Annotated in this window: 25 protein-coding genes; 19 read left to right on the forward strand and 6 right to left on the reverse strand. The window is 57.4% G+C overall.

The annotated features are described in order from the left end of the window. The first annotated feature begins 78 nt into the window (after positions 1–78). The 7 genes from AC2FH0_RS18735 (at position 79) to AC2FH0_RS18765 (ending at position 4,863) form a co-directional block, all read left to right on the forward strand. The gene (locus AC2FH0_RS18735) at positions 79–693 is read left to right on the forward strand and encodes a ribonuclease D (protein ID WP_496729199.1); all 615 of its coding nucleotides are present in this window, start codon (positions 79–81) and stop codon (positions 691–693) included. After that, the gene (locus AC2FH0_RS18740) at positions 690–1,658 is read left to right on the forward strand and encodes a KpsF/GutQ family sugar-phosphate isomerase (RefSeq protein ID WP_496709739.1); all 969 of its coding nucleotides are present in this window, start codon (positions 690–692) and stop codon (positions 1,656–1,658) included. Before AC2FH0_RS18735 ends, AC2FH0_RS18740 begins: the two co-directional genes overlap by 4 nt. A gap of 11 nt (positions 1,659–1,669) precedes the next feature. Beyond that, positions 1,670–2,269, forward strand: a complete 600-nt coding sequence (locus tag AC2FH0_RS18745; RefSeq protein ID WP_142638293.1) for an LPS export ABC transporter periplasmic protein LptC — start codon at positions 1,670–1,672, stop codon at positions 2,267–2,269. A gap of 42 nt (positions 2,270–2,311) precedes the next feature. Continuing rightward, the gene (locus AC2FH0_RS18750; protein ID WP_142638458.1) at positions 2,312–2,764 is read left to right on the forward strand and encodes an LptA/OstA family protein; all 453 of its coding nucleotides are present in this window, start codon (positions 2,312–2,314) and stop codon (positions 2,762–2,764) included. After that, positions 2,764–3,522 carry an LPS export ABC transporter ATP-binding protein gene (gene lptB / locus AC2FH0_RS18755; RefSeq protein WP_142638291.1) on the forward strand — a complete coding sequence of 253 codons (759 nt, stop codon included), beginning with the start codon at positions 2,764–2,766 and terminating at the stop codon, positions 3,520–3,522. Before AC2FH0_RS18750 ends, lptB begins: the two co-directional genes overlap by 1 nt. Positions 3,523–3,774: 252 nt before the next feature. Continuing rightward, positions 3,775–4,338 (forward strand): ribosome hibernation-promoting factor, HPF/YfiA family, encoded by a 564-nt coding sequence (gene hpf, locus AC2FH0_RS18760; protein WP_271950796.1) that lies wholly within the window; start codon positions 3,775–3,777, stop codon positions 4,336–4,338. A gap of 60 nt (positions 4,339–4,398) precedes the next feature. Continuing rightward, complete coding sequence (locus tag AC2FH0_RS18765; protein ID WP_142638287.1) at positions 4,399–4,863, forward strand: PTS sugar transporter subunit IIA; 465 nt, start codon at positions 4,399–4,401, stop codon at positions 4,861–4,863. A 50-nt stretch (positions 4,864–4,913) separates the two neighbouring features. Here AC2FH0_RS18765 and dalA read toward each other — a convergent pair whose 3' ends face one another. Further along, positions 4,914–5,429, reverse strand: a complete 516-nt coding sequence (gene dalA / locus AC2FH0_RS18770; RefSeq protein ID WP_142638285.1) for a divisome-associated lipoprotein DalA — start codon at positions 5,427–5,429, stop codon at positions 4,914–4,916. A 168-nt stretch (positions 5,430–5,597) separates the two neighbouring features. On the opposite strand from dalA, the gene AC2FH0_RS18775 reads away from it, so the two are divergent. Both AC2FH0_RS18775 and AC2FH0_RS18780 read left to right on the forward strand, forming a co-directional pair. Continuing rightward, on the forward strand, positions 5,598–6,197 hold the full coding sequence (locus AC2FH0_RS18775) for a L,D-transpeptidase (RefSeq protein ID WP_281973577.1): 600 nt from the start codon (positions 5,598–5,600) through the stop codon (positions 6,195–6,197). A gap of 139 nt (positions 6,198–6,336) precedes the next feature. Further along, on the forward strand, positions 6,337–6,519 hold the full coding sequence (locus AC2FH0_RS18780) for a hypothetical protein (RefSeq protein ID WP_142638281.1): 183 nt from the start codon (positions 6,337–6,339) through the stop codon (positions 6,517–6,519). A 75-nt stretch (positions 6,520–6,594) separates the two neighbouring features. On the opposite strand, the gene hemH is transcribed toward AC2FH0_RS18780, so the two are convergent. Together hemH and AC2FH0_RS18790 are read right to left on the reverse strand one after the other, a co-directional pair. Beyond that, complete coding sequence (hemH, locus tag AC2FH0_RS18785) at positions 6,595–7,644, reverse strand: ferrochelatase (RefSeq protein ID WP_496743311.1); 1,050 nt, start codon at positions 7,642–7,644, stop codon at positions 6,595–6,597. Positions 7,645–7,701: 57 nt separating this feature from the next. Continuing rightward, a complete protein-coding gene (locus AC2FH0_RS18790) occupies positions 7,702–8,532 on the reverse strand; it encodes a methyltransferase domain-containing protein (protein ID WP_496790082.1) in 831 nt (276 codons plus the stop codon). A 16-nt stretch (positions 8,533–8,548) separates the two neighbouring features. Here AC2FH0_RS18790 and AC2FH0_RS18795 point away from each other — a divergent pair, with 16 nt between their 5' ends. Genes AC2FH0_RS18795 through AC2FH0_RS18810 form a run of 4 tightly spaced genes read left to right on the forward strand, consistent with a single transcriptional unit; the run spans position 8,549 to position 10,858 of the window. Further along, positions 8,549–9,277 carry a ComF family protein gene (locus AC2FH0_RS18795; RefSeq protein WP_496790083.1) on the forward strand — a complete coding sequence of 243 codons (729 nt, stop codon included), beginning with the start codon at positions 8,549–8,551 and terminating at the stop codon, positions 9,275–9,277. 37 nt (positions 9,278–9,314) lie between these two features. Continuing rightward, positions 9,315–9,572 (forward strand): glutaredoxin 3, encoded by a 258-nt coding sequence (gene grxC / locus AC2FH0_RS18800; RefSeq protein ID WP_142638273.1) that lies wholly within the window; start codon positions 9,315–9,317, stop codon positions 9,570–9,572. Then, a complete protein-coding gene (locus tag AC2FH0_RS18805; RefSeq protein WP_271950785.1) occupies positions 9,572–10,402 on the forward strand; it encodes a carbon-nitrogen hydrolase family protein in 831 nt (276 codons plus the stop codon). The genes grxC and AC2FH0_RS18805 overlap by 1 nt, the downstream gene beginning before the upstream one ends. A gap of 15 nt (positions 10,403–10,417) precedes the next feature. After that, positions 10,418–10,858 carry a MarR family winged helix-turn-helix transcriptional regulator gene (locus tag AC2FH0_RS18810; RefSeq protein WP_142638269.1) on the forward strand — a complete coding sequence of 147 codons (441 nt, stop codon included), beginning with the start codon at positions 10,418–10,420 and terminating at the stop codon, positions 10,856–10,858. Positions 10,859–10,860: 2 nt separating this feature from the next. Here AC2FH0_RS18810 and ubiG read toward each other — a convergent pair whose 3' ends face one another. Beyond that, on the reverse strand, positions 10,861–11,607 hold the full coding sequence (gene ubiG / locus AC2FH0_RS18815; protein ID WP_142638267.1) for a bifunctional 2-polyprenyl-6-hydroxyphenol methylase/3-demethylubiquinol 3-O-methyltransferase UbiG: 747 nt from the start codon (positions 11,605–11,607) through the stop codon (positions 10,861–10,863). A 48-nt stretch (positions 11,608–11,655) separates the two neighbouring features. Here ubiG and pip point away from each other — a divergent pair, with 48 nt between their 5' ends. From pip to infB, 6 genes are all read left to right on the forward strand, one after another. Next, entirely contained in the window at positions 11,656–12,633 is a 978-nt protein-coding gene (pip, locus tag AC2FH0_RS18820; protein WP_142638265.1) for a prolyl aminopeptidase, read from the forward strand. Further along, a complete protein-coding gene (locus AC2FH0_RS18825) occupies positions 12,630–13,451 on the forward strand; it encodes an ABC transporter substrate-binding protein (protein ID WP_496694100.1) in 822 nt (273 codons plus the stop codon). Before pip ends, AC2FH0_RS18825 begins: the two co-directional genes overlap by 4 nt. Before the next feature lie 161 nt (positions 13,452–13,612). Continuing rightward, complete coding sequence (rimP, locus tag AC2FH0_RS18830) at positions 13,613–14,203, forward strand: ribosome maturation factor RimP (protein ID WP_496697395.1); 591 nt, start codon at positions 13,613–13,615, stop codon at positions 14,201–14,203. Further along, entirely contained in the window at positions 14,203–15,816 is a 1,614-nt protein-coding gene (gene nusA, locus AC2FH0_RS18835; protein WP_271950779.1) for a transcription termination factor NusA, read from the forward strand. The genes rimP and nusA overlap by 1 nt, the downstream gene beginning before the upstream one ends. Before the next feature lie 22 nt (positions 15,817–15,838). Beyond that, positions 15,839–16,462 carry an RNA-binding protein gene (locus AC2FH0_RS18840; RefSeq protein ID WP_496703106.1) on the forward strand — a complete coding sequence of 208 codons (624 nt, stop codon included), beginning with the start codon at positions 15,839–15,841 and terminating at the stop codon, positions 16,460–16,462. Positions 16,463–16,470: 8 nt separating this feature from the next. Then, positions 16,471–18,948 carry a translation initiation factor IF-2 gene (infB, locus tag AC2FH0_RS18845; RefSeq protein ID WP_496692727.1) on the forward strand — a complete coding sequence of 826 codons (2,478 nt, stop codon included), beginning with the start codon at positions 16,471–16,473 and terminating at the stop codon, positions 18,946–18,948. A gap of 469 nt (positions 18,949–19,417) precedes the next feature. On the opposite strand, the gene AC2FH0_RS18850 is transcribed toward infB, so the two are convergent. Then, positions 19,418–20,116: a hypothetical protein gene (locus AC2FH0_RS18850; RefSeq protein ID WP_281973611.1), complete on the reverse strand. Its 699-nt coding sequence runs from the start codon at positions 20,114–20,116 to the stop codon at positions 19,418–19,420. A gap of 435 nt (positions 20,117–20,551) precedes the next feature. Beyond that, entirely contained in the window at positions 20,552–21,397 is an 846-nt protein-coding gene (locus AC2FH0_RS18855) for a LysR family transcriptional regulator (protein ID WP_496790084.1), read from the reverse strand. Positions 21,398–21,467 lie beyond the last annotated feature (70 nt).

Consider the following 21,467-nt stretch of genomic DNA (forward strand, 5'->3'; position numbering starts at 1 on the left):
CTGGCGTACAGGGATGGCGTTGAGTTTAGGGAATAAAGCGCCTATCTCGGTGGCGATACCGCGCAAAGGAATACTCGGGTGGCTAACTATTTGTACAAAAACGACCTGCCGGACGGGTTGGATATGGGGCCGGTGGTGGCCATTGACTGTGAAACCATGGGTCTAAACCCGCATCGCGACCGCCTCTGCGTGATCCAGATGTCGGGCGGCGATGGCAATTCGCATATCGTTCAGGTCGAAAAGGGCCAGACCGAGGCACCGAACTTGTGTGCCATGCTGGAAAACCCGGATGTGCTGAAACTGTTCCATTTTGGCCGTTTCGACATTGCCGCGATGTATCACGCCTTTCGTGCGTTAGCCGCGCCAGTCTATTGCACCAAGATCGCCAGCCGTCTGGTGCGCACCTATACCGACCGGCACGGGCTGAAAAACCTGTGCAGTGAGCTGATCGGCGTCGATATCTCGAAACAGCAGCAGATGAGCGATTGGGGCGCCGAAACGTTGAGCGAGGCGCAGCTGGACTATGCCGCCTCGGATGTTCTGTATCTGCACCGCCTGCGGGAGGAGTTGAACAAGCGCCTGGCGCGAGAGGGCCGGACCGAGATGGCGCAGGCCTGTTTTGACTTCTTGCCGATGCGTGCGAAACTCGATCTAGCTGGATGGCCAGAAACGGATATTTTTGCGCACTCATGACTGATACCGAAGCATTTCTGAGAACCGCCCGTCAGGTGGTGACAGACGAGGCCCGCGCGCTGGAGGTACTGGCCGACGGTCTGGATGAACATTTTGCCCAAGCGGTTCAGCTGATTTTGCAGGCCTCGGGCCGCATCATCATCAGCGGCATCGGCAAGTCGGGTCATATCGGGCACAAGATCGCGGCCACACTGGCCAGCACCGGTACACCGGCCTATTTCGTGCACCCGGCCGAGGCCAGCCATGGCGATCTGGGCATGGTTTCAAAAGGCGATGTGGTTCTGGCCATCTCGAATTCGGGCGAAGCGCCAGAGCTTGCCAACCTGCTGGCTTTTACCCGCCGCTTTGGCATTCCACTGATTGGCCTGTCCAGCAAGCCGGAAAGCACGCTGATGAAACAGGCAGACGTGCATCTATTGATCCCGTCGTTGGGCGAGGCCTGCGGCTATGGCATGGTGCCTTCGATTTCCACGACGTTGACTTTGGCCATGGGCGACGCGCTGGCGATAGCGTTGATGAAGTATCGCAACTTCAAACCCGAAGATTTCCGCGCCTTTCATCCCGGTGGAAAACTAGGTGCACAGCTGAGCACGGTGCAGGATCTGATGCACAAGGGCGATGCGTTGCCGCTGGTTTCGGTCGGAACACCCATGAGCGATGCGCTGATCGAGATCAGCCGCAAGGGCTTTGGCGTTGCCGGGGTTGTCGATCCGCAAGGTCAGGTGGTGGGCATCATCACCGATGGCGATCTGCGGCGTCATATGGAGGGCTTGCTGGGCAAAACGGCCGAGCAGGTGATGACGCAGAACCCAACAACCATCCCGCCCGGCGCGTTGGCCGAAGAGGCGGTGGCCATCATGAATGACCGCAAGATCACCTCTTTGTTTGTGGTCGAGGAGGGCAGTGATCACCAGGCCTTGGGTGTGCTACATATCCACGATTGCCTGCGCGTTGGTTTGGGGTAGAGGGGCGTTCGATGGACGGACATTCCCGGATGGTGCAATTTCTGAAGGTGTTGCTGCCTTTGGCAGCCATTGTTCTGCTGTCGACGGTTTTTCTGCTATCACGCAGCATCGAAACCAGCGTGTCCGTCCCGTTTACCCAAAAAGACATAGATGAACGTCTGGCTGACCAAGTGGTGACCCAACCCCATTATCTTGGAACAACCAGAAAAGGCGAGGAAGTTCAAATTCAGGCGGCCCAAGCGACCCAGGGGCGCGAAGGGTCATTGCCCACGACTGCCGAGTTTAGAGGGCGGTTGGGATTGTTGAATGGCGGCGTCATAACGATGGATTCAAATTCCGGTATGATCCGCCCGGACAAGAATTCCGCAACGTTTGTTGGGGACGTCCTGATAACGACGACAGACGGAATTCAGGTCAGAACTGATCTTCTGAATACCTCTCTGGATGAAATCCGCGGCGACACTCCGGGTCAGGTCGATGGCACCGGCATCATCGGAGATTTTTCCGCGGGACGGATGACATTTGGAACCGAAAAAAAGGATGGGCCGGTCCATATTCTTTTTACAGATGGTGTTAAGCTGGTATACGAGCCTGAAAAAACAGAAAGATAAGCCGTGATTGATTTGCGATTTGCTGTTGTTAGTTTTGCGCTGATGGTCGGTGCCTTTTCGGCGTCGGCACAGGAAACGCAGGTCGCCTTCGGGTCAGCCAAGGCGGATCCAAGCCAGCCGGTCGAGGTCACCTCGGAATCCCTAAACGTCAATCAAGAAGACGGCACGGCCGAGTTTATCGGTAACGTCCTGATCGTGCAGGGTGAGATGCGCCTGACCGCCGAGCGGGTCCTGGTCATCTACAACGCCGACAGGTCCGGAATCGAGCGGATGGAGGCGACAAATGATGTGGTTCTTGTCAGCCCGCCTGATGCAGCCGAAGGCGACTGGGCCGAATACACAATCGACTCGGGCGAAATCGTGATGCGCGGAAATGTGCTTTTGACGCAAGGCCCCAGCGTTATCAGCGGCGATCAGATGAATGCCAATCTGACGACCGGAACGGCAAAGATGACTGGCCGCGTCAAAACCATTCTGAATCCGGATAGCAACTGATGGAGCGTCCGAATTTGTCTGTGGCCGAAGGCGGTTCCGGCCTCAGGATCGAGAAACTGCGGAAATCATACCGTAAGAAGACCGTGATACGCGAAGTCTCGATGACGTTGGGCCGGTCCGAGGTGGTTGCCTTGTTGGGTCCGAACGGATCAGGCAAGACCACAACGTTCTATTCGGTCGCCGGGCTTGTCTTTCCCGAAGCTGGCACTGTGACCATTGACGGCCAAAACGTGACGACCCTGCCGATGTATAGGCGCGCGCGGCTTGGGATCGGATATCTGCCACAAGAGATGTCGATTTTCCGCGGGATGAGTGTCGAGGACAACATTGCCGCCGTTCTGGACATCACCGTGAAGCACAGCCATCGCAGGAAAGAGCGGCTGGAAGAGCTGTTGTCCGATTTTTCGATCGAACATCTGCGCCGCGCCCCGGCATTGGCATTGTCGGGTGGCGAGCGTCGCCGTGTCGAAATTGCCCGTTGTCTTGCGGCTGATCCGAAATATCTGTTGCTGGACGAGCCGTTTGCAGGCGTGGACCCGATCAGCGTCGGCGATATCCGCCATCTGGTAGCGGACCTGAAAAAGCGCGGCATCGGCGTGCTGATCACTGACCATAACGTGCGCGAAACACTGGAAATCGTGGACCGGGCCTATATCCTGCATGATGGTCAGGTGCTGATGTCGGGCACGCCGGATGAAGTCGTCGAGAACGAAAATGTCCGCCGGGTCTATTTGGGCGAAAACTTCCGTATTTCATAGGCTTGCGCGGAATTGCGCCCAGCGCATGGCTGAAATCACGTATATACACGCCTGTTTTGATTGACTCTGCCGCCGTCTGTTGCCTCAATTGGGTTATGGCATTTCTTCAGTTCCAGTCGGGATCGCGGTGCACCTTTGCTAAGGGGTACGTTTCTCAGCAACTGCGGAATATGCCGATATCCCCCACCCGATAAAAACACGTGCGCTGCGTAACGCAGCGTCAAAATGGGTGTGAATTGTGAAGGAGATCACATGCGTTACCAAATTAGCGGAAAACAGATCGACATCGGCGAGGCGCTGCAGACCCATGTGCAGACCGAGCTAGGGGAGGTTGTTGGAAAATATGCCCAGCGCCCGACCGACGCCAATGTCGTCTTTTCCCGTTCTGCGCATGAGTATGTTTGCGAAGCCACCGTGCATCTTTCGACCGGCCTGACTGCGCAGGCCAAGGCCCACGCTATCGAAATCTACGCAGCATTCGAGGCCTGCTGTGACAAGATGGAAACGCAGTTGCGCCGGTATAAGCGCCGCCTCAAGGACCATCACAAGGACCGATCCGAGCCGGTTGAACTCTTTGGTGCTTCCTCTTATATCCTCGCCTCTGACGAATCAGAGTCGGCTGATGAACCTGAAACGCTGCAGCCGATGATCGTGGCTGAGATGGAAACCAAGATCCCATCGTTGAGTGTTGGTGAAGCCGTAATGCAGATGGAACTAGCCGGCGCCCCGGTGCTGGTGTTCCGGAATGAAAACAAGGACGGATTGAATGTCGTGTATCGCCGTGAGGACGGCAACATTGGCTGGATTGATCCGTAACAGGCAAGAATAGCAAGGCAAGCCCCTGCGCAAGCGGGGGCAAGGCCATGGAGCGTGATCATGGAGCTTTCGAGCATACTGAAGCCCGAGGCGGTACGTGTATTGTCCGCCGCTTCCAGCAAGAAGCGGTTGTTTCAGGAAATCGGCGATGTTGCCGAGGGGGCCCTTGGTCTTGACGCGCAGGTTGTTGTGGATGGCCTGCTCGAGCGGGAGAGCCTTGGCCCAACAGGCGTTGGTCATGGAGTTGCCCTGCCACATGCGCGGCTGGGTGATCTGGCCGAAGTGGCTGGCGTTTTCGTAATGCTGGAAAAGCCGATTGATTTTGGTGCGGTAGACCGCCAGCCGGTTGATGTCGCTTTTGCGTTGTTTGCCCCGGAAGAGGCAGGTGTGGACCACCTAAAGGCGCTTGCACTGGTGTCCAGAACGCTGCGCAATACGTCGGTTTGCGCAAAGCTGCGCGCCAATCCTGATCCGGTCAAGCTCTATGCAATTTTGACCGAGGCGCAGTCGGTCCAGGCGGCTTAACTGCCCCAAAGGCAATAAAAAAGCCCCCGGTTTTCGGGGGCTTTTGCGTTTTAACCGCCGGTTCCCATTTCCAGGGTCCACCAGATTTTCCCGCCGTTCTCCTGGTGCCAGGCAAAGCCCATCTGAGTGGCTTTGGCATCCATGATGACATTTCGCGGTCCGGGTTCCTGCATCCAGGCGGCCAGCGTTTCGGTCTCGGTCTCATAGGTTTCCGAGATCGCCTCGCCGAGGAAGGTGCCGTAATAGCCGACGCGCGTCGCCCGATCCAACGGCGAAGATCCGTCCGAGCCAAAGTGCCAGGGCCGATTCTGTCGCGCCATATCCTTGGAATGGGTGGCGGCCGCGGCATTGAGCTGAGCATTCAGTTGTACCGGCTGAAGGCCCGATGCCTGGCGGAGGGCGTTAACCGAATCCAACATCCGGAATTGCAGCTTTTCTGGATTGCCACGGATCTTGTACACCGTTGGTAGTGGGCGCCCATCTGCCCCATAGGTTGGGGATCCACCCGGCGTACAGGCGGCCAGTGCAATAAAGCTAGCAAACAGTAATGAAATGATGCGCGTCATGATCGACCTGATTATTGTGTTGCCATACGGCATAGCGTGACAGAAGGCTGTGGGCAAACGCACAATGGCTTTGTTCTGCGTGATTCTGCCGGTTTCAATTGCGACTGAAGCATTCTGGCAATAAAATGCACAGGATTTTTAGATTTTCTGTGAAAAGGACCTGCGATCATGGTCAAGAAAAGCATTACTCATACAACCCGACGCGGATTCGTTGCGGGTGTCTCGGCTCTGGTCGCCTCGCCTGCGATTGCCCAATACACCCCCGGAGACCCGCTGCGCCCCGCACCCGAGGACGAACCCGCGGTGCGCCGTAACATCTCTGGCTTCAGGGCGCTGGACTGGCAGCCCTATTTTTCCAACACGAAAAACGGTGCTATCCTTGTCGATACAGTATCGCGGGCGCTGCATTACTGGTCTGACGATCAATCGGTGTACAAACTATACCCGTCGTCGGTTCCCCTGACCGAAGAGCTGACGCGCCGCGGCCGGACCAGTGTGATCCGCAAGGTCGAGGGCCCAAGCTGGTCGCCAACACCTTCGATGAAGAAAAGAAATCCGGAATGGCCAGACTATATCCCGCCGGGTCCGGATAACCCTCTGGGAACACATGCTTTATATCTAAGCTGGAAATATTACCGAATTCACGGAACCCATGATACGCGCAAAATTGGGCGCCGATCTTCGAATGGGTGCATCGGTCTTTTCAACAACGATATTGCCGAACTGTTCTCAATGGCCAAGGTTGGCACGCAAGTGTTGCTAATTTGACGACATTTCCGCGCAGGTACCCGCTTGTGACGCAACTTCCATTTGCATTCCAGTTGGATAGCTGATTAGAAAAAAACACGAGGTAAGTCTTGAGTGCATGGTTTCACTATACGGAACCGTGCGTATCCTGGAGGTTAATATGAAGAAACTCGTTCTCGCCGCTGCACTGACTGCTGCTGCTTCGACCGCTTATGCAGGCAACCTGGAAGAGCCGGTTGTTGAAGCACCTGTTGTTGTTGAAGAAACTCAGGGTTCGTCAAACGGCATCATCCTGCCGCTGATCCTGTTGGTTGTTGTTGCCGCAGCTGTTGCAGCAAGCTAATTCGACAAGCGATATCTAAAGAAAAGGCGGTGGAGCTTTCCACCGCCTTTTTTTGTGCCTAGTGGACTGGGTGGCTTAGTCCAGCCAACCCTTCAAATTATCCTCGATCACCTTGCCCAGGGCCGCTATGTGCGATTCGTCATCGTTCAGGCATGGGATATAGGTAAAGCTTTCGCCGCCCGCGTCCTCAAAACTCTCTTTGATCTCTTCGTTGATCTCTTCCAGCGTTTCGATGCAATCGGCGGAAAACGCTGGTGCGATAACGGCGATCTTCTTCTTACCCTGTTTTGCCAGCTCGGCCACGTGGTCGACCGTATATGGCTTGAGCCATTCTTCCGGGCCGAATCGTGACTGGAAGGTTGATACAAGCTGGTCGTCCGACCAGCCCAACCTTTCTTTCAGCAACCGAGTCGTTTTTGCGCATTGGCAGTGATAAGGGTCGCCCTGTAGCAGGTAGCGTTCCGGCATGCCGTGGTAGGAACAGACCAGTATGTCCGGCTTATCTTCCATCGCGGCATAGGCTTTTTCCACAGACCCGGCCAAAGCATCGATATAGGCGGGTTCGTCAAAATAGGCGGGCACGGTGCGGCTGGCGGGTTGCCACGTTTCATCCATCAGGGCGCGGAAAAACTGATCATTGGCCGTGGCCGTCGTGGCGCCTGCGTATTGCGGGTAAAGCGGAAAGAACAGAATCCGGTCGCAGCCCGCTGCGACCATTTCCCGGACCTTTGATTTGGTCGATGGGTTGCCATAGCGCATGCAGAACTCGACCATGACCCTGTCGCCATAGCGTTCCGTCATCGCGTCCCGCATCTTGGCGGTCTGCTCTTTGGTGATCGTCATCAGCGGGCTTTCGCCCTTGTCGTGGTTCCAGATCGACTTGTACGCCTCACCCGAGCTGAAGGGCCGTTTGGTCAGGATGATCCCCTGCAGGATTGGTTGCCATTTCCACTTGGGATAGTCGATCACGCGCTGGTCCGACAGAAACTCGTTCAAATAACGGCGCATGGGCCAATAGCTGTAATCGTCGGGGGTGCCGAGATTGGCCAGCAGGATGCCGACGCGGCCCGTTTTGACTTTGGGGTGATCCGCCGGGGCATGATCGGGGCGTGTGGCGTCAAACATGTTTCACTTCCTGAGATGTCTTTGCTTCGGGCTGAGATAACCGGAATTCCGCGTTCGTCAATCGGACAGTTTGCCTTCGCTTGCGCCCAGAGCATCCGCAAGCCGCATCTGGGCCGAGCCCGGACGCAGCGGTTTTGGCTGGCTTTCATCGGGCGACCAGCCGGTTAGGCAGACCAGCTCGAATGTCGCCTTGAGGCGTTTTTGATCAGTGCTGAAATGATTGGCATAGATGTCTTGCGCCCGGGCAAAGACCTGCCGGTTTGTGGGGTGTTTCATGCGGTTTTGCAGGCTGTTGGTTTCACCCATTGCCCGCAGGTCATGCATCAGGTGGGTCAGATCGCGATATTCCGCCGTCAGCCGCGCGGTATCAGCAACCGGCAGGGCCAGTCCGGCGCGTTGCAGCAACCCGCCCAGATCGCGCAGCTCGGCCATAGGCGCGATGCGGGGGCTGAGGCCGCCCGTGACCTCAACCTCGGCCTGCCCAAGTGCGGCGCGCAGTTCCTGCAGGGTTTCACCGCCCAGACAGATCACCAGTAACAGCCCATCAGGCTGCAGCGCGCGGTGACACTGGATCAACTGCCCAACCGGATCATTGGCCCAGTGCAAAGCCATGGCATGGATCACCAGATCATGGGCACCGGGGGTCAGGTCCAGCACCTCGTTATCCGGGATGATCCGCGTCATTGGCAACACATCCTGCCAGACTTGCGCAAAAGGGGTCACGATCGCCGGGGCCGTAAAGCTTTTATTAACCAAGGCGAGCCGATCCTGAACCTCGTCAATTGTGGCACGGTGCAAGAACAAGGCATCTTCCCGTGCGCGGGACCGACGCCGTGCAAGGATTGCGCGGTCGAACAGTGAGGGTGCGTTGGAATCAGGCAGTTTCATAGGGCGCAACTATCGCATGTGGCAGCGGATTCAAACCGCTGTCCAGATGATCTATCCCCCGCGCTGTCTGGGATGCGGTGATTTGACCGAGGCGGATTTCGGCCTCTGTGGCTCCTGTTGGCGTGAAACGCCCTTTATCGGTGGCGCTGTATGTGAAAGCTGCGGCGTGCCCTTGCCGGGTGAGGCCGATGGCCACCGAATCGAATGTGATGACTGTATGAAAACGCCGCGCCCCTGGCGCGATGGGCGGTCTGCGCTTTTGTATGATGGCAAGGCGCGATCCCTGATTCTGGCTCTGAAACATGGGGACCGGCCCGAGCTTGCACGCCCTGCGGCGCGCTGGATGGCCCTGGCGGGTCGGGATTTGTTTCGCGAGGACATGCTGATCGTGCCGGTACCGCTGCATTGGTCCCGGTTGCTGAAACGCAGGTACAACCAATCCGCCCTGTTAGCGCAGCATCTGGGGCGGCAAACCGGGTTGGAGGCCTGTCCGGACCTTCTGGTCCGACGGACAAGAACGCCGGTTTTGGATGGAAAAACATCCGCACAGCGCATGGAAACGCTGGAGAATGCGATTGCAGCGCATCCCAGGCGGCTTCGGCAGATGCAGGGGCGCGATATTCTGCTGGTCGATGATGTCATGACATCAGGCGCAACATTGACCTCATGTGCACGTGTCTGTCGTGCATCCGGGGCAAATCATATTTTTGTGTTGACCCTAGCGCGCGTTGCCAAGGATACCTAACTCGCCCAGGATTGTGCGAAACCCAAAGGTACGGAATATGAAATCGGTAGAAATATATACCTCGCCGCTTTGTGGCTTCTGTCACGCTGCAAAACGGCTGTTGAATCAGAAGGGCGTCGAGTTTCAGGAAGTCGATGTGCTGAGGAACCCAAAACGCAAACCTGAAATGATCCAGCGCGCCGGTGGCAAGCGCACCGTACCCCAGATCTTTATCGGATCGCAGCATGTGGGTGGATGCGACGACCTGTATGAGCTGGAACGTCAGGGCAAGCTGGACGGTTTGCTGGCGGCCTGATGAAGAGCGCCCTGCTTCAGATCACCTCGTCGGATGATCCGGCTGAAAACCTGAAAATGGTGCGCGCCCTGATGTCCGAAGCAGCAGGGCAGGGTGCGCGGTTCGTTCTGACGCCCGAGGTGACGAATTGCGTGTCCACCTCGTCCACACGGCAGCGGGAAATCCTGCAATACGAAGAAGACGACCTGACACTTGCGGGGCTGCGCGAGCAGGCCGCGAGCCTGGGGATCTGGTTATTGATCGGCTCGTTGGCGATCAAAACACATGATGCGGATGGTCGGTTTGCCAATCGGTCTTTCATGATTGATCCTCAGGGGCAGATCGTGGCGTGGTATGACAAGATCCATATGTTCGACGTGCAGGTGTCCGAGGCCGAGACGTTTCGCGAGTCCAAAAACTACCGTCCCGGCACACGGGCGGTCATAGCCGAGACAGATTTCGGCAAGGTGGGTCTGAGTATATGTTATGATATCCGCTTCCCCAAACTATACGCATCTCTGGCGCAGGCTGGAGCGCGCATTCTGACGGTTCCAGCCGCTTTTTCACCGGTCACGGGTGAGGCCCATTGGAAGTCGCTGTTGCGGGCGCGGGCGATTGAAAACGGATGCTGGGTGTTGGCCCCGGCGCAGACCGGTGAACACCCTAAAACCAGGGGAAAGACCCGCAAAACCTACGGTCACAGCATGGTCGTTGCCCCATGGGGAGAGGTCGTCATCGACGCAGGGACCGATCAGGGCATTCACTTTTTCAATTTGGATGATAGTTCTGTTACAGAAGCACGAAGCCGCGTGCCTTCGCTGACACATGTCCGTCCCTTTGACGGCCCCTGATCCAGAATCTGGACTATGACAAACGATACCAATGCCCTCGCGGTCACGCTGTTCAGCGAGATCCTGACCGCAGACCAGTTATTGCGGAACCGGCTCAGCCGGGTGCTGCCCAGGGGCATGGAAATTTCGCATTTCTCGGTTTTGAACCATCTTGTCTTTGTCGGCAACGAACGCAGCCCGGCACAGCTAGCCGATACGTTTCACGTGACCCGAGGTGCCATGACCAATACCTTGGCCAAGCTGGAATGGGCCGGATATATCCACATCCGCCCCGACTGGGACGACGCCCGCCGCAAGATGGTCGCCATCAGCCCCGCTGGGCGGAGTGCTCGGGATCAGGCGATCTCCTCTATTGCGCCGCTGATCAATCGCGTGGTCGGAGAGCTGGGGCTGGAGCGGGTGCGCAGCACGCTGCCCGTGCTGCGGGATTTGCGATTGCAGTTGGAGGGGGAATAGGTTCACCCCGGCTTCACGCTCGCCGTCACATAATTCACGCTCAAATCCCGGTCAGAGATCGACCAGCTCCATAGTATCGGGTTGAACACGAAACCCTTGCGGTCCACCGGGTCCAACCCGGCTTGACGCAACAGGTCGAACAACTCGTCAGGGGTGATGAACTTGTTCCACTCATGCGTGCCGCGCGGCAGCCAGCGCATGATCACCTCGGCACCAAAGATAGCCATCGCATAGGATTTCGGGTTGCGGTTGATGGTCGAACAAATCTCAAGCCCGCCTGGTTTCAGCAAATCCCGCGTGGCTGTCAGAAAGCTGAGCGGGTCGGCCACATGTTCGACCACCTCCATGTTCAGAATCACATCAAACTGCTCACCTGCGGCGGCCATCGCCTCGGCAGTGGTGTGGCGATAGTCGATCCCAAGCCCTGATTGCTCGGCATGGATGCGGGCGACGGGCAGGTTGCCCTCGGCGGCATCGGCGCCCACGACCTCGGCGCCAAGGCGAGCCATGGGTTCGCTCAGCAAGCCTCCTCCACATCCGATATCCAGCAGGCGCAGGCCCTCGAACGGGCGCGGGGCTTTCAGATCACGGTCAAATTCGCCTGCGATTTGCTGTGTGATATAATCCAGACGACAGGGGTTCAGCATATGCAGGGGCTTGAATTTCCCATGCGGGTCCCACCATTCGGCGGCCATCGCCTCGAATTTTGCGATCTCGGACGGGTCTACCGTGTTCGGATGCGCTTGCATTCCTGTCTCCGTATGCTCTTTTACGTTTAAGGACTATATAGGGCCATAATGGACAAGTACCCGGACCAAAAGCGCGCAGTGCAATATCTTTACCCGCCGATCGACCCGTTCGATCAGCGCATGGTCGATGTGGGCGATGGTCACCTTATCTATATGGAACAATGCGGCAATCCGGATGGCCTGCCGGTGGTCGTGTTGCACGGAGGCCCAGGTGGCGGATGCAGCCCCGCAATGCGGCGCTATTTCGATCCGGACGTCTTTCGGGTGATTCTGTTTGATCAGAGAGGCTGTGGACGCTCGCGCCCGCACGCGTCGGTCACAGACAACACAACCTGGCATCTGGTGGCCGATATCGAACGGCTGCGCACCCTGTTGAACATCAGTGACTGGGCCGTTTTCGGTGGAAGCTGGGGCGCAACCCTGGCGTTGATCTATGCGCAGGCGCATCCCGACCGGGTGAATAGGCTGATATTGCGCGGCGTGTTTCTGGCAACGCAGGCCGAGCTGGACTGGTTCTATGGTGGTGGCGCGGGCAAGTTCTGGCCCGAGCAATGGTCCAAGTTCACCGCTCTGCTCTCCGAGACTGAGCTTTCCGACACGATTGGGGCCTATAACAAACGCCTGTTCTCAGGGGATCGGGCGACTGAGGTTCTGTACGGACGGGCCTGGTCCGCCTGGGAAAATGCGCTGGCGTCAATCCATTCGAACGGATCCACCGGAGAAAGCCCGGGTGAGTATGCGCGCGCCTTTGCCCGGCTTGAGAATCACTATTTCATCAATCGGGCTTTCCTTGATCAGGACGGGCAGATTCTGGAGCAGATGGATCGGATCGCTCATATTCCCGGCCATATCGTTCAGGGGCGCTATGACATGATCTGCCCACCGCATTCTGCCTGGAACCTGGCCGAGCGCTGGCCGAATGTCGAATTGAAGATGGTCCGTCAAGCGGGCCACGCCCTGTCTGAACCCGGCATCAGTGCCGAACTGGTCCGCATTATGAACCGCGTGGCTGAGGGGGTAGCATGACCCGCATTGACCGCCGCGCGTTGTTTGCATCAGGTGCCGCTGCGGCGCTGTTGGCGGCAACAGGCGCCTCACTGGCGAATACGCCCAAGCCGGGCGGAACCCTGCGGCTTGCGGTGCCGCGTGACGACAGTCTTGAACAGGTTGCACGGGGGGCGGTGTTTGACACGCTGACCGAAATCGCACCGGACGGTACCTTGCGAGGTGAGCTGGCAACAGGATGGCAGACCGATACGGATGCCCGGATCTGGACGTTTGATCTGCGCGATGATGCGGTGTTCCACGACGGCGTAGCATTGGATATCGCTGATGTGATGGCGGTTTTGGCCGAAGTCGGGCGCGCCGAAGCGCTGGCCCCTAACCGGCTGCACCTTGAACTGGCCAAACCTAATCCCGGCCTGCCTTTCCTGCTGGCCGAAAGTCAATTTGTCATCCCGCGGGCTGGTCAGAGCGTCAAACCGCTGCAGATCGCCAATGGCACCGGATGCTACCGTGTCGAACGGGCTGAGGATGATCGCCACTTTCTGGGCCGCAAAGTCGTTGACCATTATAAGAGCACTCAGGCCGGCTGGGCGGATGCTTTTGAAATTATCGTCATTCCTGATGCCCGCGTCCGGGCCGAAGCATTGCGGGATGGCTATGTGGATATTGCTGCCCTGCCATCATCCGAAGGCTTGAATGGGCTGCGCGGTCTGCGCCTTCACCCCAGCGAATCGGATATTGCGCTGGCGGCGGCTGCTCATGTTGGTATGCCCCAGCAGATCGGCGGCGCGCGCGCGCTGGACGACGGACGCATCGCTGAACGGTGGTGGTTGGCGTAAATTCCGGTCAGGGTTCCTGCCGGGGGTTGCAGACTCGGGAAACCCTGCGTATATGCAGTTGCAACAGCGGCGTGTCAGACTTCTGGTCTGGGGCTCCACCGGGAATTTCGACGGGCCGCGCGCCCGTTTTTTTGTGCCCGACTGACAGGGTAGAGTAGCTGATGACAAACGAACTGATAGCCAAAGCTGCCATCGATCGGAGACTGGCCGAGATCATCACCCCAGTGATCGAAGATCTGGGGTATGAGCTGGTCCGTATCCGCCTGATGAGCGGCAAGCAGACCACCTTGCAGATCATGGCCGACAAGCCCGATGGTGGCATCGAAGTGGATGATTGCGCCGAGATATCGAACGCAGTCAGTGCCACGTTGGATGTCGAAGATCCGATCCTTGACGCCTATGCGCTGGAAGTGTCCAGCCCCGGCATCGACCGGCCTCTGACACGTCTCAAGGATTTTGAGATGTTCGAGGGCTATGAGGCAAAGATTGAAACCGCCGAACTGATCGACGGCCGCCGCCGCTTCAAAGGTGAGCTGGCCGGGACCGAAGGTGATGAGGTTTTGATCAATATCTCCGAGGGAGATGAGACGATCACCATCGGCTTGCAGTTTGACTGGCTAAGCGATGCCAAGCTGGTCCTGACCGATGATCTGATCAAAGAGATGCTGCGCCAGCGCAAGGACGCCGGTGCCCTGAACGAAAACGCTTTCGACGAGATTGAGACCGAAGGGTCCGAAGAGGAGACGAACTGATGGCAATCACCTCAGCCAACCAGCTGGAGCTGCTGCAGACCGCCGAGGCCGTGGCCCGCGAAAAGATGATCGACCCCGGTCTGGTTGTCGAAGCGATGGAAGAATCGCTCGCCCGTGCCGCCAAAAGCCGCTACGGCGCCGAGATGGATATCCGCGTCAGCATCGACCGCAAGACCGGTAAAGCGACCTTTACCCGCGTCCGCACCGTGGTTGAGGATGAAGAGCTTGAGAACTATCAGGCCGAGATGACCGTCGAGCAGGCCAAGCAATACATGGAAGCGCCGGAAGTCGGTAGCGTCTATGTCGAAGAAGTGCCTCCGGTCGAAATGGGCCGGATCGCGGCGCAATCCGCTAAGCAGGTGATTCTGCAAAAGGTTCGCGAAGCCGAGCGCGATCGCCAGTACGAAGACTTCAAGGATCGCGCAGGTACCATCATCAACGGTGCGGTCAAGCGCGAAGAGTTCGGCAATGTCATCGTCGATCTGGGCGGTGCCGAGGCTGTTCTGCGCCGCAACGACAAGATTGGCCGCGAAAGCTATCGCCCCAATGACCGTGTGCGCGCCTATATCAAGGAAGTTCGTCGCGAGGTTCGTGGCCACCAGATCTTCCTGTCGCGCACCGCGCCTGAATTCATGGCTGAACTGTTCAAGATGGAAGTGCCGGAAATCTATGACGGCATCATCGAGGTCAAAGCTGTTGCTCGTGATCCCGGATCGCGCGCCAAGATCGCTGTCATTTCCTATGACGGCTCGATCGACCCTGTCGGTGCCTGCGTTGGTATGCGCGGCAGCCGTGTGCAGGCCGTCGTGAATGAACTGCAGGGTGAAAAGATCGACATCATTCCATGGAACGAAGATCAGCCCACCTTCCTGGTGAATGCGCTGCAGCCTGCCGAGGTGTCCAAGGTTGTTCTGGATGAAGAAGCGGGCAAGATCGAAGTTGTGGTTCCCGAAGAACAGCTGAGCCTTGCCATTGGCCGTCGCGGTCAGAATGTGCGTTTGGCCAGCCAGCTGACCAATCTGGACATTGATATCATGACCGAGGCCGAAGAATCGGCGCGCCGTCAGAAAGAATTCGAAGCCCGCACCAGCCTGTTCATGGAAAGCCTGGATCTGGACGAGTTCTTTGCGCAACTACTGGTCTCGGAAGGGTTTACCAACCTGGAAGAAGTCGCTTATGTCGAGCTTGACGAGCTGTTGGTCATTGACGGCGTCGACGATGGCACCGCGCAGGAACTGCAGACCCGTGCGCGTGAACACCTGGAAGCACAGGCCAAAGCGGCGCTGGATGCAGCGCGTGAGCTGGGTGTCGAGGACAGCCTTATTGAATTCGAAGGTCTGACACCCCAGATGGTAGAAGCGCTGGCCAAGGACGACGTGAAAACGTTGGAAGATTTTGCCACCTGCGCTGACTGGGAACTGGCTGGTGGTTGGACCACAGTTGATGGTGAGCGTATCAAGGATGACGGCGTTCTGGAGCCTTTTGGCATAACGCTGGAAGAGGCGCAGGATCTGGTCATGACCGCACGCATCATGTTGGGCTGGGTTGATCCTGCCGAACTGGAGCAGGCTGAAGAAGACGGCGTAGCGGCCGACGAGGAAGCCGAGGCCTGATCGCAGGCTTCGGGTGGCGCACATGGGTCGCGGTGGCGTCCATAAGGATCGGTCTGACGGACCCGAACGCAAGTGCATTGCCACTGGCGAGGTTCAGCCTAGATATGGGCTGATCCGCTTTGTGGTCGGGCCAGACGGTCAGGTCTTTCCTGATGTCGCGGCAAAACTGCCGGGGCGCGGTGTTTATGTCTCGGCCGACCGCAGCGCGTTGGACAAAGCCATCGGCAAGAAATTGTTCGCGCGGGGGTTCAAGGCGCAGGTCACTGTGTCAAAGGATCTGGCCGATGAGGTTGAAAAGCAGATTGCGCGGCGCGTGATCGAGCTTTTGAGCCTCGCGCGCAAGTCCGGTGATGCGGTTGCTGGCTATGAAAAGGTCAAGGCAATGCTGGACCGGGAAGAGGCCCAGGTATTGCTTCAGGCTTCTGATGGATCGGGGCGTGGCAAGTCGAAACTCAGCACGCCGCACTTTGGGAAATACATCGGCTGGTTGACCGCAGACGAACTTGGGGCGGCATTTGGGCGCCAAACCGTGATTCATGCGGCCTTGGCCTCTGGCGGACTCGCCAAACGTGTTGTAGAGGAAGCGCAGCGCCTGCATGGCTTGCGCGAAACGGATGACGGCGGCAAGGGCCGCGCGGAAGGGTAAGAAGCTTTATGAGCGATAGTGACGGCAAAAAGACATTGGGTCTTCGTGGCGGGGCGCGCCCCGGAAATGTGAAACAAAGTTTCAGCCACGGACGTACCAAGAATGTCGTGGTGGAAACCAAACGCAAACGCGTGGTGGTCCCCAAGCCGGGTGCGGCCAAAACCGGTGGTGGAGCTACGCCATCAGGTGATCCGTCGCGTCGTCCAGCCGGGATTTCCGACGTGGAAATGGCGCGCCGGATGAAGGCGCTGCAGGCTGCCAAGGCGCGTGAGGTCGAAGAGGCCGCCGAGCGTCAGGCCGCTGAAAAAGCGCGCGAGGAAGAGCGTGCCCGTCGCCGTGCGGAACTAGAGGCCAAAGAGCGCGAACAGCGCGAGGCCGAAGAACGCGCGCGCGCCAAGGCCGAAGAGGAAGAACGCAAGCGCAAAGAGGCTGAAGATGCCGCTAAGCGTGTCGCGGCGACCCCGACTCCTGAAGAGCCAAAAGCCGCCCGCAGCCCGGCCAGCAAGCCTGCGCCCGCAGCAACGCCACGCAAGCAGGATCGCGAGCGTGAACAGCGCGGCACGCGCACCAAGGGCCGTGACGATAACCGCCGTTCAGGCAAGCTGACTCTGGGTCAGGCGACCGGTGGTGAAGGCAACCGCCAGCGTTCGATGGCAGCCATGAAGCGTAAGCAAGAGCGCGCGCGTCAGAAAGCCATGGGCGGCGCGGTCGAGCGGGAAAAGGTTATCCGTGACGTACAGCTGCCCGAGGCGATTGTCGTGTCCGAGCTGGCCAACCGTATGGCCGAGCGTGTAGCGGACGTTGTCAAATCGCTGATGAACATGGGCATGATGGTCACGCAGAACCAGACCATTGACGCTGATACTGCGGAACTGATCATCGAAGAATTTGGCCACAAGGTCACGCGCGTCTCGGCCTCTGACGTCGAGGACGTCATCAAAGAGATCGAAGACAGCGAAGGCGATCTGCAGTCGCGCCCGCCGGTCATTACCATCATGGGTCACGTTGACCACGGTAAGACCTCGTTGCTGGACGCGATCCGCGACGCTCGCGTTGTGGCGGGTGAGGCCGGGGGTATTACCCAGCATATTGGCGCTTATCAGGTGAAAACCGATGGCGGCACAACGCTGTCTTTCCTGGATACGCCGGGCCACGCGGCCTTTACCTCGATGCGTTCGCGCGGGGCACAGGTCACGGATATCGTGGTTCTGGTTGTTGCTGCGGATGACGCGGTGATGCCGCAGACGATCGAGGCGATCAACCACGCCAAAGCGGCGGGTGTCCCGATGATCGTTGCGATCAACAAGGTCGACAAGCCGGATGCGAACCCGGACAAGGTTCGCACCGATCTGCTGCAGCACGAAGTCATCGTTGAGAAAATGTCGGGTGAGGTTCAGGACGTCGAAGTGTCCGCCATCACCGGTCAGGGTCTGGATGAGCTGCTGGAAGCCATCGCGTTGCAATCCGAAATTCTTGAGCTGAAAGCCAACCCGAATCGCGCCGCCCAGGGTGCCGTGATCGAGGCGCAGTTGGATGTGGGCCGTGGACCTGTTGCTACCGTTCTGGTTCAAACCGGTACATTGCGTCAGGGCGATATCTTTGTTGTGGGTGAGCAATACGGTAAAGTCCGTGCGCTGATCAACGACAAGGGCGAACGGGTCAAAGAAGCTGGCCCCTCGGTTCCGGTTGAGGTTCTGGGTCTGAACGGCACACCCGAGGCCGGGGACGTTCTGAACGTCACCGAGACCGAAGCGCAGGCGCGTGAAATCGCCGCCTACCGTGAACAGGCCGCCAAGGACAAACGCGCCGCCGCCGGTGCCGCAACCACCCTTGAACAGCTGATGCAAAAGGCCAAGGAAGACGAAAACGTCACCGAGCTGCCAATTCTGATGAAAGCGGACGTGCAAGGTTCTGCCGAAGCCATCGTTCAGGCGATGGAAAAGATCGGCAACGACGAAGTACGCGTGCGCGTGCTGCACTCGGGCGTTGGTGCGATCACCGAAACGGATGTCGGCCTGGCCGAAGCGTCCGGCGCCCCGATCCTGGGCTTCAACGTGCGTGCCAATGCTTCAGCCCGGAACACCGCGAACCAAAAGGGCGTGGAAATCCGCTACTACTCGGTGATCTACGATCTGGTCGACGACGTGAAAGCCGCCGCATCAGGCCTGTTGAGCGCCGAGATCCGCGAAAAGTTCATCGGTTATGCCGAGATCCGCGAAGTCTTCAAGGTTACAGGCGTTGGCAAGGTTGCTGGCTGTCTGGTTACAGAAGGCGTGGCGCGTCGTTCCGCAGGTGTCCGCCTGCTGCGCGACAACGTGGTGATCCACGAAGGCACGCTGAAGACGCTGAAGCGCTTCAAAGACGAAGTGGCCGAGGTTCAGTCGGGTCAGGAATGCGGTATGGCATTCGAGAACTATGACGATATCCGCGCCGGAGACGTCATCGAAATCTTCGAGCGCGAAGAGGTCACCCGGACACTGGATTGATCCGGACAGAACTGAAATTCGGAAAACAGCGGCTCTAACGGGCCGCTGTTTTTCTTTTGGAGAGCTGACGTGAGCCTTTGACTTTATGCGCGAGTTTGTTTGAAGTTAATCATCAAGTCGCACCGGGTAGCCTTGGTTCAAGAGGCAAAGTAAATCTAGGTTGGTGTCGGCTATGCGGTCAAAGCAGCCTTATGCAACCGCTGCTATTGCTGACGCAGCATCGGTGAGCAGCTGCTGCACGCGCATCGCTGCGGTGCAACTTATTTCGTCAAACCGGCCATTCAAGGCAAGGTCATAGTCCGAATTTCGAACGGAGCTTTCGGTGCATCCAGATTGGACAATCTGGACGCATGAAACAGCGCTCATTGCTTACGATGGCGACAACGAGCGCTTCCAGAATGCACCCCGAAAAATTGACATGGTGAATACTAGCGGCAATGCGGGTGGCACACGCACCAGCGCTGTCTGATCAGTCCGTTGAGAAGCAATAAAACAGACCCGCCCCGCCAGAACGTGGCAGATGTTCTTCTCCACAACCACGCGAGCCGTGCGACGAGTTCCAAGACACCATGTTTCGCGCATCATTGAGACCCACACGGTCATGATGTCCGACAATCGCGGACCCGTCTTCACTATTCGAAGTCCAGTTGCTGCATGTCGTATCGCCACCTGCCGTCGAGAAATGTCCGGCAGAATCGGAGCCGGTCAAAATGTCATGTTTGTTCGGCTGACTACCACGCCCATTTACAGGGTTACCGTTTTCATCGAGTGCGGTCAGAATACTAATGTTCACGCTGTCGCTGTGTAGGTCTTCTACATTGTTGGCGATGAGTTCTCCCTTGGCATTGTACCATGGACCCGCCCCGATTCGGTCGCGTGCCGAAATACCGTTGGTTATTGTCATCGGGTCGGTGCTGCGATCAATGGACATTGACGTGCTCAGATAGGCCGAAAAAGTTTTGGAAGAACCGACCGCAGAAGCAAGTGCATTACAATGAGCATCGGCGCCGTCGAGGCCGCCTAGATTGGCACCGTCTCCTTTGCCTACACTAGTGATGAAGAACGACATCTCATCGCCTGCCGATTGTGCCTGAACGATTGCCGCGAAACAGCAGATTACGAGTGCAGCAACCCCATGGACAGCTGTTCTGTTGGTGAACTTCGACATGTGATTCTCCCTTCTTGCTGTGTGATCTCCGATGCTAGCCGTATGCATTGCTTGGGTCCACGATTAGCGCACAGGGATTAGAGAACATGACAGTTCAGCCTTCGAAACATATCTTGACGGAATATTGGTCGGCACAGACGTTATGGCCGACTTTCGTCACCATTGCGGCAAACCCAAAATGGGGTTCGCACGAAACTTTCGCCGCGAGTATTGCGAACGCCCGGTCTGACAGACGTACTCCACCACCGTGCTGTGATCAATTGCCTCAGATGCTGGACAAAGCAGCTTTCCGACTTGACCGCGGCAATGTCCGTAGTCAGCCTAAAGCCGCTATTGCGCTGAATGCCTTGCATCGGAATGTCGGCCTTTGAAACACTGAACTCGTAATGCTGCTCTGCAAATAATGCGACTGCTTACAACTGTTTTTGGGTGATTTCAGTTGGCTAGAGCTTTGGCTATACGTTCAACCAAGGCCCGTTGCACGAGAGCAAACCTTGGTGTCTGCGCGATTTCCTCTAGTGTTGCGACCCAGAGCGGAACTTCGATTTGGGGATTCATGCCGTGCGATCTATGAAGGCGGGGGTCAGCATCGCCGATGAATTCTGGTAAAAATGTCTTGCCCGCTCCGGAAGCGGCCATCTGCTGAAGCACCAAAAAACTGTCTGCTCCGTTGGTAGTTTGTTCGGTTTTCGCGTTTTCTGCTAGCCACTTGGCAGGCCGAGAGCGGCTCAACGCGCCGTCAAGCCTCATCCATTTACGATTTGGGGAACCATCATCATAGACCCCAAACGACAATGTACCTGATTGTTCTCCGACCAGGCCGTCCTCAAGTTTAATCGATGGGCGCACAGCGATATCCGCAGTCAGCCGGGATAGATCACGGTGGCTGTTGCTACTCAACAAAGTCAGTTCCAACCCTGGGTACTCTTTGGAAATTTCATTCAAAATTTGAGGCAATACCATCTGGCAAAGACTGTCAGTGGACGTGATGCGAACGTGACCAACAGGAGAGCGGTTCGCGCCTACGATTGCTCTCTCTACTGAAAGCACCGCATCTTCAACGTTTTCCATAGCCGTGAGAATTGTTCTGGCCTCAGGCAGCGCGGAATATCCAGAAGGGCTCTTCCGAAAAATCGCACAGCCACTTCTCTGTTCAAAGGCAACCACTCTGCGCAGGACTGTCGCATGCGTTACCCCCAAAGCTTCCGCCGCCGAGTTCAGCGAACCGTATCTATCAACGGCAAGCACATATCGAATGTCATCCCAATTATCGTTGTTCATAAATTAACAGGAGGCGGCGAATAACAAACAATTACAAGTAAATTCGTTCAAGCTAACATTCGAAGTATTG

This window comes from Ruegeria sp. CDSC051 (assembly GCF_059610665.1).